Origin of the sequence: Streptomyces sp. NPDC006435 (genome assembly GCF_040612315.1) — a bacterium.
GTDB lineage: Bacteria > Actinomycetota > Actinomycetes > Streptomycetales > Streptomycetaceae > Streptomyces.
In genome coordinates, this window is the sequence record NZ_JBEXPY010000005.1 from 223,911 (window position 1) to 240,767 (window position 16,857).

General features: G+C 72.5%; 16 protein-coding genes. 8 read left to right on the top strand and 8 right to left on the bottom strand.

Annotated elements, in window-relative coordinates:
* Positions 1 to 87 precede the first annotated feature (87 nt).
* Both ABZZ04_RS08595 and ABZZ04_RS08600 read right to left on the bottom strand, forming a co-directional pair.
* Positions 88 to 897, bottom strand: a complete 810-nt coding sequence (locus ABZZ04_RS08595) for a DNA-formamidopyrimidine glycosylase family protein (RefSeq protein ID WP_356931439.1) — start codon at positions 895 to 897, stop codon at positions 88 to 90.
* A 177-nt stretch (positions 898 to 1,074) separates the two neighbouring features.
* On the bottom strand, positions 1,075 to 1,563 hold the full coding sequence (locus ABZZ04_RS08600) for a ribose-5-phosphate isomerase (RefSeq protein ID WP_148835186.1): 489 nt from the start codon (positions 1,561 to 1,563) through the stop codon (positions 1,075 to 1,077).
* Between the two features lie 273 nt (positions 1,564 to 1,836).
* On the opposite strand from ABZZ04_RS08600, the gene ABZZ04_RS08605 reads away from it, so the two are divergent.
* On the top strand, positions 1,837 to 3,318 hold the full coding sequence (locus ABZZ04_RS08605) for an amino acid permease (protein ID WP_356931440.1): 1,482 nt from the start codon (positions 1,837 to 1,839) through the stop codon (positions 3,316 to 3,318).
* A 193-nt stretch (positions 3,319 to 3,511) separates the two neighbouring features.
* Here ABZZ04_RS08605 and ABZZ04_RS08610 read toward each other — a convergent pair whose 3' ends face one another.
* The gene (locus ABZZ04_RS08610; protein ID WP_148835189.1) at positions 3,512 to 4,105 is read right to left on the bottom strand and encodes a biotin transporter BioY; all 594 of its coding nucleotides are present in this window, start codon (positions 4,103 to 4,105) and stop codon (positions 3,512 to 3,514) included.
* 453 nt (positions 4,106 to 4,558) lie between these two features.
* Between ABZZ04_RS08610 and ABZZ04_RS08615 the strand changes: the two genes are divergently transcribed.
* The gene (locus ABZZ04_RS08615) at positions 4,559 to 6,019 is read left to right on the top strand and encodes an amino acid permease (RefSeq protein WP_356931441.1); all 1,461 of its coding nucleotides are present in this window, start codon (positions 4,559 to 4,561) and stop codon (positions 6,017 to 6,019) included.
* Positions 6,020 to 6,050: 31 nt separating this feature from the next.
* Here ABZZ04_RS08615 and ABZZ04_RS08620 read toward each other — a convergent pair whose 3' ends face one another.
* Together ABZZ04_RS08620 and ABZZ04_RS08625 are read right to left on the bottom strand one after the other, a co-directional pair.
* Positions 6,051 to 6,686: a histidine phosphatase family protein gene (locus ABZZ04_RS08620; RefSeq protein WP_356931442.1), complete on the bottom strand. Its 636-nt coding sequence runs from the start codon at positions 6,684 to 6,686 to the stop codon at positions 6,051 to 6,053.
* Entirely contained in the window at positions 6,683 to 8,110 is a 1,428-nt protein-coding gene (locus ABZZ04_RS08625; protein WP_356931443.1) for an FGGY family carbohydrate kinase, read from the bottom strand. The genes ABZZ04_RS08620 and ABZZ04_RS08625 overlap by 4 nt, the downstream gene beginning before the upstream one ends.
* Before the next feature lie 384 nt (positions 8,111 to 8,494).
* On the opposite strand from ABZZ04_RS08625, the gene ABZZ04_RS08630 reads away from it, so the two are divergent.
* The 4 genes from ABZZ04_RS08630 (at position 8,495) to ABZZ04_RS08645 (ending at position 12,794) form a co-directional block, all read left to right on the top strand.
* The gene (locus tag ABZZ04_RS08630) at positions 8,495 to 9,268 is read left to right on the top strand and encodes a DeoR/GlpR family DNA-binding transcription regulator (RefSeq protein WP_356931525.1); all 774 of its coding nucleotides are present in this window, start codon (positions 8,495 to 8,497) and stop codon (positions 9,266 to 9,268) included.
* A gap of 228 nt (positions 9,269 to 9,496) precedes the next feature.
* Positions 9,497 to 10,561 carry an NAD(P)-dependent oxidoreductase gene (locus tag ABZZ04_RS08635; RefSeq protein WP_356931444.1) on the top strand — a complete coding sequence of 355 codons (1,065 nt, stop codon included), beginning with the start codon at positions 9,497 to 9,499 and terminating at the stop codon, positions 10,559 to 10,561.
* Between the two features lie 2 nt (positions 10,562 to 10,563).
* Positions 10,564 to 11,979, top strand: coding sequence for an FGGY-family carbohydrate kinase (locus ABZZ04_RS08640; protein ID WP_356931445.1), 1,416 nt, complete (start codon positions 10,564 to 10,566; stop codon positions 11,977 to 11,979).
* A gap of 173 nt (positions 11,980 to 12,152) precedes the next feature.
* On the top strand, positions 12,153 to 12,794 hold the full coding sequence (locus ABZZ04_RS08645; protein ID WP_148835200.1) for a superoxide dismutase: 642 nt from the start codon (positions 12,153 to 12,155) through the stop codon (positions 12,792 to 12,794).
* Between the two features lie 127 nt (positions 12,795 to 12,921).
* Here the strand turns inward: ABZZ04_RS08645 and ABZZ04_RS08650 are convergent, their stop codons facing one another.
* The 3 genes from ABZZ04_RS08650 to ABZZ04_RS08660 all read right to left on the bottom strand — a co-directional run bounded on the left by ABZZ04_RS08650 (position 12,922) and on the right by ABZZ04_RS08660 (position 15,638).
* The gene (locus ABZZ04_RS08650; protein WP_356931446.1) at positions 12,922 to 13,794 is read right to left on the bottom strand and encodes an alpha/beta hydrolase; all 873 of its coding nucleotides are present in this window, start codon (positions 13,792 to 13,794) and stop codon (positions 12,922 to 12,924) included.
* Positions 13,795 to 13,878: 84 nt separating this feature from the next.
* On the bottom strand, positions 13,879 to 14,553 hold the full coding sequence (locus ABZZ04_RS08655) for a hypothetical protein (protein WP_356931447.1): 675 nt from the start codon (positions 14,551 to 14,553) through the stop codon (positions 13,879 to 13,881).
* A 233-nt stretch (positions 14,554 to 14,786) separates the two neighbouring features.
* Positions 14,787 to 15,638 (bottom strand): hypothetical protein, encoded by an 852-nt coding sequence (locus ABZZ04_RS08660; RefSeq protein ID WP_356931448.1) that lies wholly within the window; start codon positions 15,636 to 15,638, stop codon positions 14,787 to 14,789.
* Positions 15,639 to 15,791: 153 nt separating this feature from the next.
* On the opposite strand from ABZZ04_RS08660, the gene ABZZ04_RS08665 reads away from it, so the two are divergent.
* Positions 15,792 to 15,926, top strand: coding sequence for a hypothetical protein (locus tag ABZZ04_RS08665; protein ID WP_356931449.1), 135 nt, complete (start codon positions 15,792 to 15,794; stop codon positions 15,924 to 15,926).
* Positions 15,923 to 16,762: an MOSC N-terminal beta barrel domain-containing protein gene (locus tag ABZZ04_RS08670; RefSeq protein ID WP_356931450.1), complete on the top strand. Its 840-nt coding sequence runs from the start codon at positions 15,923 to 15,925 to the stop codon at positions 16,760 to 16,762. The genes ABZZ04_RS08665 and ABZZ04_RS08670 overlap by 4 nt, the downstream gene beginning before the upstream one ends.
* The last annotated feature ends 95 nt before the right edge of the window (positions 16,763 to 16,857 follow it).

The window sequence follows — 16,857 nt, forward strand, 5'->3', positions numbered from 1 at the left end:
CCGCGGACCGGGTCCGGGCTCGCGAGCCGGACCGGACCGGACCGGACCGGACACCGCGGACCGGGTCCGGGCTCCGGGCCCGTGAACCTAGGCCCGCTGGCACCCCGGGCACCAGAAGAGGTTGCGGGCGGCGAGATCGGCGGTGCGGATCTCGCCGCCACAGATGTGGCAGGCCTGCCGGGCCCTGCGGTACACGTACACCTCGCCGCCGTGGTCGTCGACCCGCGGCGGGCGGCCCATCGCCTCCGGCGTGTGCTCGGGGCGGACCGTGTCGATCCGGTTGTTCCGCACGCCCTCGCGCATCAGCATCACCAGGTCCGCCCAGATCGCGTCCCACTCCGCGCGCCGGAGGTCCCGGCCGGGGCGGTACGGGTCGATCCCGTGCCGGAACAGCACCTCCGCGCGGTAGACGTTGCCGACGCCCGCGATGACCTTCTGGTCCATCAGCAGGGCCGCGACGGTGATCCGGCTGCGCGAGATCCGCTGCCAGGCCCGCTCGCCGTCCTCGTCGGTCCGCAGCGGGTCCGGGCCCAGGCGGTCGTGTATCGCGCGCTTCTCGGGTTCGGTGATCAGCGCGCACGTCGTGGGGCCGCGCAGGTCCGCGTGGTGCTCGTCGTTCAGCAGCCGCAGCCGCACCGTGTCGGTGGGCGGCGGGGCCGGGACCGGGCCGAAGCCGAGCTTGCCGAACAGGCCCAGGTGGATGTGGACCCAGCCGGTGTCCCCGAAGCCGAGGAAGAGGTGCTTGCCGTGGGCGTCGACGCCGGTGAAGGCCAGGCCGTCGAGCAGCGCGGCGCTGTCCGAGAACTTGCCCTGCGGGCTGCTCACCCGCACCGGACGCCCGGCGAACCTGTCCCGGTGGTCCGCCGCGAGGCGGTGGATCGTGTGTCCCTCGGGCACGGCGGCGACTCTCCTCGATGACGTGACGTACGGGCGCGGTGGTACGAGAACGGCGGTACGGGACCGGCGACGGGGGCCGACCGTACGGAAACGGCTGCGCGGGACCGGCGGTACGGGCGGCCGGGCGGAAACGGCTGTGCCGCCGGGGGTTCCGGCGGCACAGGAGGTGGAGGCCGGTCAGCCCTGCTGCGGGTGGTGGGCCGGGATCGGGGGGAGCTCGCCGGTCGTCTCGTACGCCGTCAGCATCTCGATGCGACGGGTGTGACGCTCCTCGTTCGAGTACGGGGTGGCGAGGAAGACCTCGACGAACTTGGTGGACTCCTCCACCGAGTGCATCCGGCCGCCGATGGCGATCACATTGGCGTTGTTGTGCTCGCGGCCCAGGGCGGCGGTCTGCTCGCTCCAGGCGAGCGCGGCACGCACGCCCTTGACCTTGTTCGCGGCGATCTGCTCGCCGTTGCCGGAGCCGCCGATCACGATGCCGAGGCTGTCCGGGTCCGCGGCCGTCCGCTCGGCGGCGCGCAGGCAGAACGGCGGGTAGTCGTCCTGGGCGTCATAGATGTGGGGGCCACAGTCGACGGCTTCGTGGCCCTGGGCCGTGAGCCATTCGACGAGGTGGTTCTTCAGTTCATAACCGGCATGGTCCGAGCCGAGGTACACGCGCATGCATCCGAGTGTGGCACGAGCCCCGCGCGGCGGGCGCCATCGGGGTCGCGCCCCCTCCGACCGGCCGGCCCGGAATTCGCGGCGGACCTCGGGTGATCGAAACGCGCGGGCCGGATGTGAGCAAGGACACTTCGGCAAAGATCCGGTCAATGAACCGGAAGATGGGGTTCCGTTTTCACCGTTCGTCGGGCTTCAATGCATCACTCGCTGCCGCACCCCACTGCCGCAGCCGGGCACGCACCGCGTGACCCGAGAACGTAAGGAATTCGATCCATGACGTCGCAGACGACTCTGATCGGGCCGGGCCCCCACCCCGGCGATCCGGACCGGTCGAACGGCCCGGACTCCCCCCACTCCTCGAACTCCTCGGACGGCCTCCAGGCGGGCCTCAAGAACCGCCACCTCTCGATGATCGCCATCGGCGGCGTGATCGGGGCGGGCCTCTTCGTGGGCTCCGGCACCGGCATCGCCGCCGCCGGACCCGCCATCCTGCTCTCCTACGCGCTGGTCGGCCTGATGGTCGTCTTCGTGATGCGGATGCTCGGCGAGATGGCCGCGGCCCGCCCCAGCTCGGGCTCCTTCTCCGCCTACGCCGACCAGGCGCTGGGCCGTTGGGCCGGTTTCTCGATCGGCTGGCTGTACTGGTTCTTCTGGGTCGTGGTGCTCGCCGTCGAGGCCACCGCCGGGGCCAAGATCCTGGAGGGCTGGGTGCCCGGCGTCCCGCAATGGGCGTGGGCGCTGATCGTGATGGTGGTGCTGACCGCGACGAACCTGGTCTCGGTCGGGTCGTACGGCGAGTTCGAGTTCTGGTTCGCCGGGATCAAGGTCGTGGCGATCGGCGCCTTCGTGGTCGTCGGACTGCTCGCCGTCTTCGGGCTGCTGCCCGGCTCGGACAACCCGGGCGCGGGTCTCGCGCACCTCACCGACACCGGCGGGTTCTTCCCCCAGGGGCCGGGCGCCATCCTCACCGGTGTGCTGATGGTCGTCTTCTCCTTCATGGGCAGCGAGATCGTCACCCTCGCCGCCGGCGAGTCGGAGAACCCGCAGCGCGCCGTCCAGAAGGCCACCAACAGCGTGATCTGGCGGATCGCCGTCTTCTACCTGGGCTCGATCTTCATCGTGCTCACCCTGCTGCCGTGGAACGACGCGTCGATCGTGAAGGACGGCAGCTACGTCGCCGCCCTCAACTCCATCGGCATCCCGCACGCCGGACAGGTCATGAACGTCATCGTGCTCACCGCCGTGCTGTCGTGCCTGAACTCCGGCCTCTACACGGCCTCGCGGATGGCCTTCTCGCTCGGCGGCCGCGGGGACGCGCCGAAGGCGTTCGCCCGGACGAACAAGCGGGGCGTGCCGCAGGCCGCCATCCTGTCCTCGGTCGTCTTCGGCTTCGTCGCCGTGTTCTTCAACTACCAGTGGCCCGACACCGTCTTCCAGTTCCTGCTGAACTCCTCCGGCGCGGTCGCCCTGTTCGTCTGGCTGGTCATCTGCTTCACCCAGCTGCGGATGCGCGGCATGATCCTGCGCGAGTCGCCGGAGAAGCTGATCGTACGGATGTGGCTCTTCCCGTACCTGACCTGGGCGACCATCGCGATGATCTCGTTCGTCCTGGTCTACATGCTGACCGACGACGGCGGACGCGAGCAGGTGCTGCTCTCGCTGCTCGTCGCGGCGCTGGTGGTGGCCGTCTCGCTGGTCCGCGAGGCCAGGAACCGCCGCAACGGCACGGACGCGAAGGCACCCGCCGACGCCTGACGGCCGACGGCGCCGGGCCCGGCCGGATCCTGCACCGGGTCCCGCGCCGGGCCCGCCCGGGTCCGGCCGACATCGGATCCGGCCGGGTCCGGGCGCCGGGAGCCTTCCCGGTCGGTGCCCGGACACGACGGAGGCCCGCCGGTCGCGTGCGTGTCGCGATCCGGCGGGCCTCCCCGCGCGAGCGGTGGCGGCGTCAGCCGCGGCGGCCGACGAGCTTCCAGGCCGCGGGCAGCGCGCCCATGGCCAGCGCCGCCTTCAGCGCGTCGCCGAGCAGGAACGGCACCAGTCCCGCCGCGATCGCGGCGCTCGCCGACATGCCGGTGGACAGCGCCAGGTACGGGACGCCGACCGCGTAGATGATCGCGGAGCCCAGCACCATCGTGCCCGCGGTGCGCAGCATCGAGCGGTCGCCACCGCGACGGGCGAGGGCGCCGACGACGACGGCGGCGAGCAGCATGCCGAGGACGTAGCCGAACGACGGGAAGGCCATCCCCGACCGGGCCTCGGCGAACCACGGCATGCCCGCCATGCCGACGAGGGCGTACACCCCGAGGGAGAGGAAGCCCCGGCGGGCGCCGAGCGCGGTGCCGACGAGGAGCGCGGCGAACGTCTGGCCGGTGACCGGGACCGGCGAGCCGGGGATCGGCACGGCGATCTGGGCGGCGATCCCGGTGAGCGCGGCACCGCCGAGGACCAGCGCCGTGTCGACGGCGTAACGGTTCCGGGCGGCGGGCAGCAGGTCGGCGAGGACCACTCCGGTACGGGCAGGGGCGGCAGCAGTGCTCATCGGGACTCCGCGGGGGTGAGGGCAGGTGGGGACAGACTGGGGCCGACGTTAGCCCACGGGTTAACGACCGATCACCATCAGTGGCCCACAAAGCGTTGGTCGGGGCGTTGGTGGGGTCCGCACAAAGGGCCGCGCACAATCACGCGACGGCGTGATGCTCGTCACTGAGGTGGGGGCGGGATGCCCTCCGCTCCACCGATTCGGACGCCCTTGCGGAACTGTAGCTTCCCGCCAAATCCCCCGGGAGGGGCGCCTGGAATGCGGGCCGCCTCCGCAGGACCGGGGCGGACCGGGGGCGCGATACGGCCGGACCGCCGCCCCACCGTGTCCGGGTGCGTACCCTGGGTGAGCATCGCGCCCGGATAGCGGACACCGGTTCCCCGTCGCCGGGGTGCGTGTCCAGACTGTCCGCGCATGTCCCCCCACGTCTCACCTATCGAACAGAGCACGTCCATGTCCCGGAATTCCGCGCCTCCCCCCACCGGCGTCCCGACCGACACCTCCGACTCCCCCGGCGCTCCCGGCTCTCCCGACACCGGTGGTGCCGGGGGAACCGGGGCCGATTCGGCTCTCACCCACGGGCTCAAGCAGCGCCACCTCTCGATGATCGCCCTCGGCGGCGTCATCGGCGCCGGGCTCTTCGTCGGCTCCGGCGAGGGCATCGCCGCCGCGGGCCCGTCGATCGTCATCGCGTACGCCGTCTCCGGGCTGCTGGTCATGCTCGTGATGCGGATGCTCGGCGAGATGTCGGCCGCGAACCCGGCCTCCGGCTCCTTCTCCGTCCACGCGGAACGGGCGATCGGGCCGTGGGCCGGATTCACCGTGGGCTGGGCGTTCTGGGTGCTGCTCTGCGTGGCCGTCGGCCTGGAGGGCATCGGCGCCGCGAAGATCGTCACCGGCTGGCTGCCCGGCACCCCGGAGTGGATCTGGGTCGCGCTGTTCATGCTGGTGTTCCTGGGCGCGAACCTGGCCTCGGTGAAGAAGTTCGGCGAGTTCGAGTTCTGGTTCGCCACCCTCAAGGTCGTGGCGATCACGCTCTTCCTGGTGCTGGGCCTGCTGGCGATCCTCGGGCTGCTGCCCGGCACGGACGCCCCCGGCACCGCCAACCTCTCCGGCGCGGGCGGCTTCATGCCGAACGGCGTCGAGGGCCTGGTCGTCGGCCTGCTCGCCTCGGTCTTCGCGTACGGCGGTCTGGAGACCGTCACCATCGCCGCGGCCGAGTCCGAGAACCCGGTGCGGGGCGTCGCCGGTGCGGTGCGGACGGCGATGTGGCGGATCGCGCTCTTCTACGTCGGATCGATGGCGGTCGTCGTCACGCTCGTCCCCTGGGACGACGAGAAGGTCGCGAAGGTCGGCCCGTTCTACGCGACCCTGGACCACCTCGGCATCCACGGCGCGGCCCAGATCATGAACGTGGTCGTCCTGGTCGCCCTGCTCTCCGCGATGAACGCCAACATCTACGGCGCCTCGCGCATGGCCGGCTCGCTGGTCGCCCGGGGCCAGGGCCCGAAGCGGCTCGGCCGGATCTCCTCGGGGGTCCCGCGCACCGCCGTCCTGATGTCGTCCGGGTTCGGTTTCCTGTGCGTGCTGCTCAGCTACTGGCGTCCCGACGACGTCTTCCACTGGCTGCTCAACATGATCGGCGCGGTGATCCTGGTGGTCTGGATCTTCATCGCCGTCTCCCAGCTGATCCTGCGCGGCCGGCTGGAGCGCTCGGCCCCGGAGAAGCTCGTCGTACGGATGTGGCTCTTCCCGGTCCTGACGGTGCTGGCGCTGGTGGCGATGGTCGGCGTCTTCGTCCTGATGCTGCTCCGGCCCGACACCCGCGACCAGCTGCTGGCGAGCGGGGCCCTGACCGCCGCGCTGATCGCCGTCGGTGTCGTGCGCCAGCGCCGGGCCGCGCCCGCCGAGTGACATCCGGCATCCGGCGGGCGGGGCACGGTGCTCAGCGAGCAGGGGTGTCCGGGGCGCAGGGCACGTTGAGGGAGAGCAGCGCCCCGCCCGACTCCCCGATCCGCACCTCGCTCACCGCCGTGTTCCGCAGCTGCGGGAAGACCCGGCGGTAGGAGCCCAGCGGGATCGACAGCAGTTCGCACAGCACGAGCCGCAGCAGGGTGTTGTGCGCGACGACCAGCACCCGCTGCCCCGGGTGCCCGGCCGCGATCCGGCGCAGCGCCGCCGCCCCCCGGGCCGCGGCCGTCCGGGGGTCCTCGGCCCCGGGGAAGGGGTGGGCCACCGGGTCGGCTCGGTACTCCGCGGCCAGGTCGGGGTGGTCCGCCGCGAACTCCGCCAGGGTGCGCCCCTCCACCTCGCCGAAGTCGCACTCGCGCAGATCGTGCTCGCGCCGGGGCACGAGGCCGAGCGCCCGGCAGGCGGGCTGCGCCGTCTCGACGGCGCGGCCGACCGTGGACGTCCAGATCGCGTCGACCCGGTTGCGGGCCGCCCACTCGCCCAGTTGCCGGGCCTGGCGGCGGCCCTCGTCGGTGAGGGCGATGTCGCTGACGCCGGCGTAGCGGTTCTCCGCGTGCCAGACGGTCTGTCCGTGGCGGGCCAGCAGCAGCGTGGCCGGGCTCCCGGTCATGCGTTCTCCGTTCGGGTACGGGCGTGGGCGGCGACGGGGCCGGGGAGCCAGCCGCGGCGCTCCAGTTCGCCCACCAGGGTGAGGTAGGGCTCGGTGTACCACGCCGTGCGCACCGGATGCGGGTGCAGCACGTGCCGCAGTCGCACCATCCGGGCCGCGGCCCGGTGCAGCGTGTCCGTCGCCCCCGCCCCGTACGCGGCGAGCACGGCCATGCCGAGCGCGGGTTCGCTGTACTGCGGGATGCGCACCGGGCGGCCCAGGATGTCGGCACGCAGCCGGCTCCAGTGGCCGCTGCGGACCGCGCCGCCGGTGAACGTCAGCGCGCCGTGCGCCGGGGCGCCGAGCAGGTCGAGGTAGTCGAAGCAGAGCCGTTCGACCAGACCCACCCCGGTCAGCAGGGCCGCCCAGTGCTCGGCGTCGCTCGCGGGCTCGCCGAGCAGGAAGCCGGTGGCCTCCGGTGCCACGAAGGGGAACCGCTCCCCCGTCGCCACCAGGGGGTACGCCACCACGCGCGCCGGTTCGTGGGCGCGGGCCAGCATGTCCATGAGGGCCGGGTCGGCGGCCGGGAAGGCGGCGGTCAGCGCCCCGCCGCCGACCCCCGAGGCCCCGCCCGGCAGCCGGCTCCCGTCCGGCGCCCGGTGGTTGTAGACGACGCCGGCCGGGTCCTCGACCGGTGACGAGGTGACCCCCTTGAGGACCAGTGTCGTGCCGAGCACCGAGTTCCAGGAGCCGACGGCGAGCGCGCCCGAGGCGATCTGCGCCGCGCACCCGTCGGTCATCCCGGCGACGATGGCCGTGCCCGCCGGGATCCCGGTCTCCTCGGCCGCCGCCCGCCCCACCTCGCCGATCCGCGTCCCCGGCCGCACCACGTCCGGGAACAGTTCGCCGGGCAGCCCCAGCCTCTCGAACCGCCGCCACGGCCAGGCCTCCCGCTCCGGGTCGTAGCCGGTCTTCAGGGCGTGGCTGGAATCGGTGGGCAGCGGCGTCCCGGCGAGCCGGGCCAGGACCACGTCGGCCTGGTGCATGATCCGTACGGCGCCGCCCGCCGCTCCCCCGTGCTCCCGCAGCAGCCACATCGCCTTGGGCAGCCCCCAGCTCGGCGAGGTCCCGGCCCGTTCCGCCTCCGCCGCGGCCCGGCCGTCGTCGTACATCACGCCCGGGGTCAGCGGCCGGCCCGCCGCGTCGCCGAGCAGTACGGTGCCGGAGGTGGCGCAGACCGCGAGCGCGCGCGGGGCGGGGCCGTCGCGCAGGGCCCGGCGGCTCGCCGCGCGGACGGCCGTCCACCAGTCGAGGGGCCGCTGCTCGTGCCGTACGCCGTCGCGTCTGCCGGTGAGCGGCGCCGAGCCGCTGCCGAGGATCTCACCGTCGTCCCCCGCCACCACCGCGCGGACGCTCTGCGTGCCGAGATCGATGCCCATCCACATATCGGTCCCCTCTGTGAAGTTCTCACTCTGCACCGAGAATTTCCGTTGCGCGAGGGATTGACGGCCAACTTCCGTTGTTCCAAGCTCTGTTAACCAGTCGGCTCAATGTGTGAACGCCGCCGTCGCCCGCCTGCCCGTTCCCGGCCGGACCGTGGAGGTCACGGCCGGACCCGCGCACCCCCCGCACGTCCGTACGTCCGCACACCCGCACGTCCGGCGCCGGCCGCCCGCGCGACGACGGCCGGGTCCGACGCCGGAGCCGTTCCACCCGTGCCCCCGCCGGACGGGAGCACGCCCCGGGGCCGACCGGCCGGCACGTCCAGGACGAAGGATCAGCACGTGAGCAACGTTCCACAGCGGGGACCCGCCCCCCGGCAGGCCTCCATGGCCGAGTACGTCCTCGCACAGGGCGAGGTGAGCGCCGCGGAACTGGCGGAGCGCTTCGACGTCAGCCTGATGACCATCCACCGGGATCTGGACGAGCTGGAACGGCAAGGCATCGTCCGCAAGTTCCGCGGCGGGGTCACCGCCCAGCCGTCCGGTGTCTTCGAGTCGAACGTCTCCTACCGGCTGAAGACGATGCGCGCCGAGAAGGCCGCCATCGCCGAACGGGCCCTGGAGCTCATAGAACCGGGCATGGCGGTGATGCTCGACGACTCGACGTCCACCCTGGAGATCGCGCGGCGGCTGCGCTCCATCACCCCGCTGACCGTCGTCACCAACTTCCTGGAGGCGATCAACCTGCTGTCGCAGGAGCGCGGCATACGCCTGATGGGGCTCGGCGGCGACTTCGACCCGCTGCACTCCTCGTTCCTCGGCGTCTCGTGCGTGGAGGCGGTGCAGTCGCTCCAGGTGGACGTCTGCTTCACCTCGACCTCCGCCGCGTCCGGCGGTTTCGCCTACCACCAGGAGCAGCACATCGTCTCCGTGAAGCGGGCGATGCTCGACTCGGCGAGCCGCAACGTGCTGCTGCTCGACCACTCCAAGCTGGGCCGGGTCGCCCTGCACCGGCTCGCCCCGCTCTCCCGTTTCGACCTGCTGCTGGTCGACGACGGGGCGTCCCCCCGGGCGCTGCGCGAACTCGACGAGCACAAGGTGCCCTACGAGGTCTGCGCCACCGGCCGGAGGCCCGGCGCGGGAGGTGACGAGGACGGATGACCGATCCGGCGCGGACCCGGGACCGGCGGACCACCGGCCCGGCACGGACGCGGGGGCGGCGGACGTCCGATCCGGCGCGGGGGTGGAGATGGCGGGCGACCGGGCCGGATCCGCGCGCCGGTCCGGGGCCGTGGCCCGTCCCCGATGACACCGTAGGCATCACCAGGCATCACCGCCGGCCCCCGGGCCGCCCGTGTCCCCGACCCCCGGACAAGGAGACGCTCTGCGATGACCCGCCCCGAGACGGTCCGCCCCCCGACGAGGATCCTGCTCGCCGGTGACCACTTCGTCCGCAACTCCCTGCTCGCCGAGGCCCTGGACCGGGCCCTCGGCACCGATTCCCCGGACACCGGGACGCGCCTGACCGAGCTCACCCTGCCCTGGCCGCTGGAGCCCTTCGGCAGGGTGGCCGAGGTCGACGAGGCCAGCGACGTCGAGGACGCGCTGATCGCCGCCCTGGACGGGGTCGAGGTGTGCGTGACCCAGATGGCCCCGTTCACGGAGCGGGTCCTGGCCGCCGCCCCGGACCTGCGGCTGGTCGTGGTCTGCCGGGGCGGTCCGGTCAATGTGAACGCCGCCGCCGCGCGGGCCCGGGGCGTACGGGTGTGCTTCGCCCCCGGGCGCAACGCGGCGGCGACCGCCGAGTTCACCGTCGGGCTGATCCTCTCCGCCCTGCGCCGCATCCCCGAGTCCCACCACTCCCTCGCCGTCGACGGCCTCTGGGACGCCTCCCACTACACGTACGAGCACTGCGGCCTGGAGCTGGAGGACACCCCGGTCGGGCTGATCGGCTACGGCGCGGTGGGCAGCCGGGTGGCCCGGGTGCTCGCCGCGTTCGGCGCCGAGGTCGAGGTGTACGACCCGTACGTGCGCGGCGACGTGCACGGCATGCGCGCCCCGTCGCTGGAGGCGCTGCTGGCCCGCTCCCGGGTGCTGACCCTGCACGCCAGGCTCACCCCGGAGAGCCGGCATCTGATCGGGGCCCGTGAACTGGCGCTGCTGCCGCGCGGCGCGGTGCTGGTCAACGCGGCCCGGGGCGGGCTGCTGGACACGGAGGCGCTGTGCGACGCCCTGGACTCGGGGCAGTTGCGGGCCGCGGCGCTCGACACGTACGAGCAGGAGCCGCCGCCCGCCACGTCGCGGCTCTTCCGTACCCCGAACCTGCTGATGACCCCGCACGTGGCGGGGGCCAGCCGGGCCGTCGCGCAGAAGGCGGCCCGGATCGCGGCGGCCGAGGTGGCCCGCCATGTGCGGGGCGAACCGCTCGCCCACGCGCTCCGAGGGGAGCTGTGACCGTGACGGGAACCGAGCCGCGCTACATCGGCATCGACGTCGGCACGTCCGTGGTGAAGGCCGCGGCCTTCGACCCGCGGGGCCGCACCCTGGCGGTCGAGTCCCGCCCGGTGGGCCTCGCGATCCACGGCGGTTTCGTGGAACAGGACATGGACGAGCTGTACGGGGCGGTCCGCGAGGTGCTGGCCGCGCTCGGCTCCGACGGGGTCGTGTTCGCCGGTCTCACCGGTCAGGGCGACGGCGTCTGGCTGGTCGACGAGGCGGGCCGCCCGGTCCGTACGGCGATCTCCTGGATGGACGGCCGGGCCCATGAACTGGTCGACGCCTGGCTGGAGTCAGGGGTCTTCGAGACCGTCTACCGGCGCACCGGCAGCGCGATGTTCCCGGGCTGTCCGGGCCCGGTGCTGGCCTGGCTGGACCGGCACGACCCGGCCTCGCTCGACGCGGCGGCGACCGCCCTGTACTGCAAGGACATGGTGTTCCAGCGGCTCACGGGGGTCCGGGCCACGGACGTGTCCGACGCGTCGATGCCGTTCCTGGACCCGCTGACCCGGGCGTACTCCCCCGAGGTCCTGGCCGCGCTCGGCCTCACCCACCGGGCCCCGCTCCTCGCCCCGGTCAGCGACCCGGTCGCGACCGCCGAACTCCCCTCCGGGTTACGGATCTCCAACGGCCCGTACGACCTGGCGGCCTGCGCCCTGGGCGCGGGCGTCACCCGGCCGGGCGACGGGCTGCTGATCGTCGGCACCTGTCTGGCCGCGCTGGTGGCCACCGGACGGCTCGACCTGGAGGGCGAACCGGCCGGGCTGCACATCTCCACCGACCGCCCCGGCCACTGGCTGCGCGCCATGCCCGCGATGGTCGGCACCGCGGCCCTGGACTGGGTCCTGGGCACCACCGGGGTGCGCCACACCGAGGTCGACGCGCTGCTCGCCGCCACCCCGCCCGGCGCGAACGGGGTCCGGGTGCTGCCCTACTTCGCCCCGTCCGGCGAACGCGCCCCGTTCGTCGAGCCGAGGCTGCGCGCCGAACTGACCGGGGTGTCGCTGGAGACCACGCCGGGGGACCTGATCCGGGCGGTCTGCGAGGGCATCGGTTTCGCCGCCCGGCACTGCCTGGAGGCCGCCGGTCTCACCGGCACCCTCGCCCTGTGCGGCGGCGGCACCCGTTCGCCCGCGTGGATGCGGCTGTTCGCCGACGTGCTGGGCCGGCCGGTCCGGATCGTGGAGGGCGAGGTAGGTGCGCGCGGCGCGGTGCTGGCCGCGGCGCGGCGCTTCGGGACGGAGCTGGACACGGCGGCGTGGACGGCCCCGACCGAGATCGTCGAGCCGGACCCGGCACGCGCGGCGCACTACGCGAAGGCGTACGAGGACCACCTGACCCGCCTCGCCGCGGCCCGGACCCGCGCCCGCGCCTGACCACCCGTCGCGGCCGGGCCCGTCTCCGTCCGACAGGCCCGGCCGCGACGAGGCAGGTCCCCGGACACGTCCTAGGTCGAAGGACTGATCACTTCGGGCGCCCTCCTGCTGTTAGCCTGCTCCTGCATAGAACTTGCAATAACAACCTGGCAGCAGCTGGAGGGTTCGACCACATGGCCACGTACACGCTCCCGGAACTCCCGTACGACTACGCGGCGCTCGAACCGGTCATCAATCCGCAGATCATCGAGCTCCACCACGACAAGCACCACGCCGCGTACGTGAAGGGCGCGAACGACACCCTGGAGCAGCTGGAGGAGGCGCGCGACAAGGGTGCGTGGGGAGCGATCAACGGCCTCCAGAAGAACCTCGCGTTCCACCTGTCCGGCCACATCCTGCACTCGATCTACTGGCACAACATGACCGGTGACGGCGGCGGCGAGCCCCTCGCGGCGGACGGCGTCGGCGACCTCGCGGACGCGATCACCGAGTCGTTCGGCTCGTTCGCAGGCTTCAAGGCCCAGCTGACGAAGGCCGCGGCCACCACGCAGGGCTCCGGCTGGGGCGTCCTGGCGTACGAGCCGGTCAGCGGCCGGCTGATCGTCGAGCAGGTCTACGACCACCAGGGCAACGTCGGGCAGGGCTCCGTCCCGGTCCTGGTCTTCGACGCCTGGGAGCACGCCTTCTACCTCCAGTACAAGAACCAGAAGGTCGACTTCATCGACGCGATGTGGGCCGTCGTCAACTGGCAGGACGTGGCGAAGCGTTACGCGGCCGCCAAGGAGCGCGCCGACGTGCTGCTGCTCGCCCCCTGACCGCGGGGCGCGGGAATCGTCCTGCCTCGTGATCGTCTTCTCAACCTTCACCCGGCAGGCGGATGGAGGAAGGGCCCCCGCCCGGACGTGACGGACGGGGGCCCTTCTGTGCCGCGTTGCTCCGTGCTCAGGCGGTCGGGGCGTGGGCCAGGAGAGTGCGCAGCACCTGCTCGGCGTGGGTCCAGAGCACCGATCCACCGGCCTCCGGCACCAGGTGCCGGACCGCACCCGGGATGCGCGAGGCCAGCCCGGCCCCGTGGTCGGGCGAGTGGCCGGTGTCCTCCTGGCCGTACCAGAGGTCGACGGGTACGGCGATGTCCGACAGCCCGATCCCCCAGCGCCCCATGGCCAGGGCGGTGTCCCGGGCGTAGCCGGCCGCGCCCTGCGCGAAGGCCTCGTCGAGGGCGCGCCGGTAGGCGGCGGCGAACGCGGGCTGCCGGTACACGGCGAGGTCGCGCTCGGGGCTGTGGGACATGACCATGTCCCACATGCCCTGCGCGGTGAACCCGGCGAAGACCTGCTCGGCGGCGGCCGGGTCGGACACGGCCAGATCGACGAGGCGGCGCAGGTCCTCCGGGAGCGCGTCGGCGAAGCGCGGCTCGGCGACCTCGTCCGCGCCGGAGACCACCGCGAGCGCGCCGACCACCCCGGCGGCGGCGCACGCCAGCGCGAAGGGCGCGCCCTGCGAGTTGCCGACCATCAGGGGCCGGTCCAGGCCGCGCAGCGCGGCGAACGCGCGGACGTCGTCGGCGAAGTCGTCGAACGTACGGCCCGGCAGGGGCGTGGAGGCCCCCAGCCCGGGACGGTCGACGGAGATCAGCCGCACCCCGAGCCCGGCCACCGCGTCGGCGCCGAACCCGAGGTGCCTGCCGGTGGCCGCACCGGGCGACAGCAGCACCGGCACCCCGTCCGCCGGCCCCCACTCGGCCCACCCCAGCAACCGCCCTCCCGGCAGCTGCTCCGTACCGACACGAACCGGGTCACTCACATACGAACTCACGCACCCGATCATGGCCGGATCCGTCCCCCGTGTCGAAGGACTTTCCGCCGGGGCCCGGACCCGACCGGGGCGCACCGACCTCGCTCAGTCGCCGGGCAGATCCGAGGACAGGTCCAGCGCCCGCACCTCTTTCTCCTGCACGACGTCCGCGGGCGCGGGCGGCTTCACGGTCACCGGCTTGTCGTATTCGTCGAGTTCGAGTATCACCGGCACGTCACCGAGATTGAATTCGATGCCCCGGGGTGCGTTCCCGCCCTTCTCCGGCACGTGCACCGATACTTCGCCCTCGCCGGAACCGTGCGTGAGCTGAACGGTCCGCTCATTGCCCCTGGTGCGCGGGTTTCCCACTTCCTCGGCGCTTCTCACCTTTCCCGGAACTTTCATGAACGCCAGGTGGAACGCACAGAGGAACAGCCCCGGGTTGTCCAAGAGGTCACGGGCCGGGTATTCGATGTACTTTCCGCGGGACTTCTTGATCGCTTCGTCGACAGCGGCCAGTTTGTCCGGCATGTAAATCTTCGTGACCTTGCGTATCTCCTCAAGGTTTTTGTCGTCGTAGCGCACCCAGCCACGGTCACGAATGATGGTCACCTCGTCGGGCACCTGATTCTGCTTGTACGTGCCGACGCAGTTTCCCTGCCGATCGGCACGCAGGTCGACCCCGACCGACATTTCGGACCTGAATTCGCCCTTCATCCGGAAGGATTCATAGCCCTTGAACAACTTGAGCGACTCGTTCATCCGCTGCGTGTCGCTCATGGCGGGTGCACCGGACGGTTCACCGCCCCCGGGCCCACCGTCGGACCCACCGCATCCGGCCACCCCACCCATCAGCACGACGGCGCACAGCAGCGCCGACGCTCTTCTCCCGACCCCTACCCCGGACATTCCCCACCCCTTCGACTGCCTGTCCACTTGTCGTGATCGCCGTAAGCATGTCAGCAGGACTTCGGCCGAGGGCCCTTGCGTCACATCGCGCGGCACAGGGCCGGTCAGCCCGGCAGGGGGCCGCCGACCTGCGGCATGGGGACGACCTCGTCGGGGGCCGGGGCCTTCGCCCGTACCGGCTTCCCGTGGTCCGTCAGGTCCATCGTCGCCCTGATGCCCGCCGGGCCCAGGGGCCAGTCGAGCCGGGTGCGCACGATCCGCCCGTTCCGGTCGATCCAGGCGTCCGCGTACACGGTGAGCCCACCGGTCTTCTCCCCCATGGTGGCGACCTTGGCCTTCATGTCCTTCGCCATCCGCAGCGTGACCGTCTTCTCGGTGAGCGTGCCGCGGTAGTGGACCGCGCGCACGCCGTTCACCGTCTCCTCGCCGACCTTCGAGATCCTGCGCATCTGCGCCACCTGGCGCAGGACGTGCTCGGGGTCGTTCATCGGTGCCCGCAGCGCGTAGTGGGCCTCCGCCTCGTCCCGGCGGATCGACCCCCAGGAGCCCGCCATCTCGGCGAACCCGCCGAAGTAGACGGTGTCGCCGGCGAAGATCTCGTCCATGCGGGGCGACGTCTTCCCGGGAACCGCCGGATTGCGGAGGTCGACCGCGAGGCGTCCCTTGTCACCCGCCCAGTCGAAGTCGCCCTTGACCGAGATGACGTAGTTGGTGGTGCCGTCCCCTATCTCGATCCGTTCGTCGATCCGGGCGCTGCTCCGCTCCGTCGCGGCCACCGCGGCCCGTACCGCCGCCCCGTGGTCCGCCGCCGAGTCGGCCCCGGCGGCCTTCGCGGCCTTCCCCGACCCCCGCGCCGCATCCGATCCGGATCCCGAACCCGATTCCCCGGAGCATCCGGCGCACAGCAGCACCGCCGCGACGACGAGCGGGACGAGGGGGACGAGGGGACGTTGCATGTTCTCTCCACAAAGTGATGGCCGGGTGCCCGGGCACCGCCGACATCGAACAGGTGATCGTACCAACGCGGTTCCGGTCCCCTCCGCCGGCCGGCGCCACAAAGTCCCCAAAAGGAACTCACGTCGTGCGAGGTGGATGCGATGATGGGCGCCATGGACCCCGCTCCCGCCGTCTCCACGGACGCCTTCCGGGCCGGGGATCCCACCTGCCACACCTGCCACATCCGCACCATCGCATCCGGCAGCATCGACGACCTCGAAGCGGCCGCCCGGGAGAGTGTCTTGTGACCATCACCGTTCACCGCCTCACCTACTACCCGGTCAAGGGCTGTGCCGGGACCACGGTCGACTCCGCGCACGTCCTCGGGACCGGCCTCGAACACGACCGCACGTTCATGGTGGTGGACGCTGCGGACGGCGCGTTCCGCAGCCAGCGCACGCACCCCGCCATGGCCGCGGTCCGGGTCGGGGTCCTGGAGGGCGGCGCGGCGTTGAGCCTGTCGGCCGAGGACATCGAGCCACTGCGCCTGGACGTCGACCCGGACGGCCCGCGCCGCGAGGTCAGCATGTTCGACCGTCCTCTCGGCGAGGCCGTCGACCAGGGGGACGAGATCGCGGAGTGGTTCTCCGACGTGCTCGGCGCGAAGTCCCGCCTGGTGCGGGTGGCGCCCGGCTTCGACCGGGACGGCTGGGGCGACACCCCCGGCAAGGTCAACTTCGCGGACGCGCACGCCGTGCTGATCGCCTCGACGGCCTCGCTGGACGACCTCAACACCCGTATCACCGCGGGCGGCGACGCCTCCCCCGTCCCCATGGACCGCTTCCGCCCCAACATCGTCCTGACCGGCGACGACGAACCCCACTTCGAGGACCGGGTGCGCCGGATGACCATCGGTTCCGTCGAACTGGCCCACTCGGTACGGGCGATGCGGTGCGCCGTCCCCATGGTCGACCAGGTCACCGGCCACCGCGCGGGCCCGGAACCGATCCGCACCCTGTCGACGTACCGGCGCGAACCGGAGTACGGCAACAAGGTCAGCTTCGGCGCGAAGAACGCGGTGGTGTGCGAGGGCGTCGTGAGCGTCGGGGACACGGTCGAGGTGACGGAGTGGCTCGACGCGTGAGGGCCCCGGCCGGACACCGTCCCGGTGCCCGGCGGCCCGCAGGAACCGGTGTTCCCGCGGGCCGTCGCACCTCTCGGCCCGGTTCAGTGCTGATG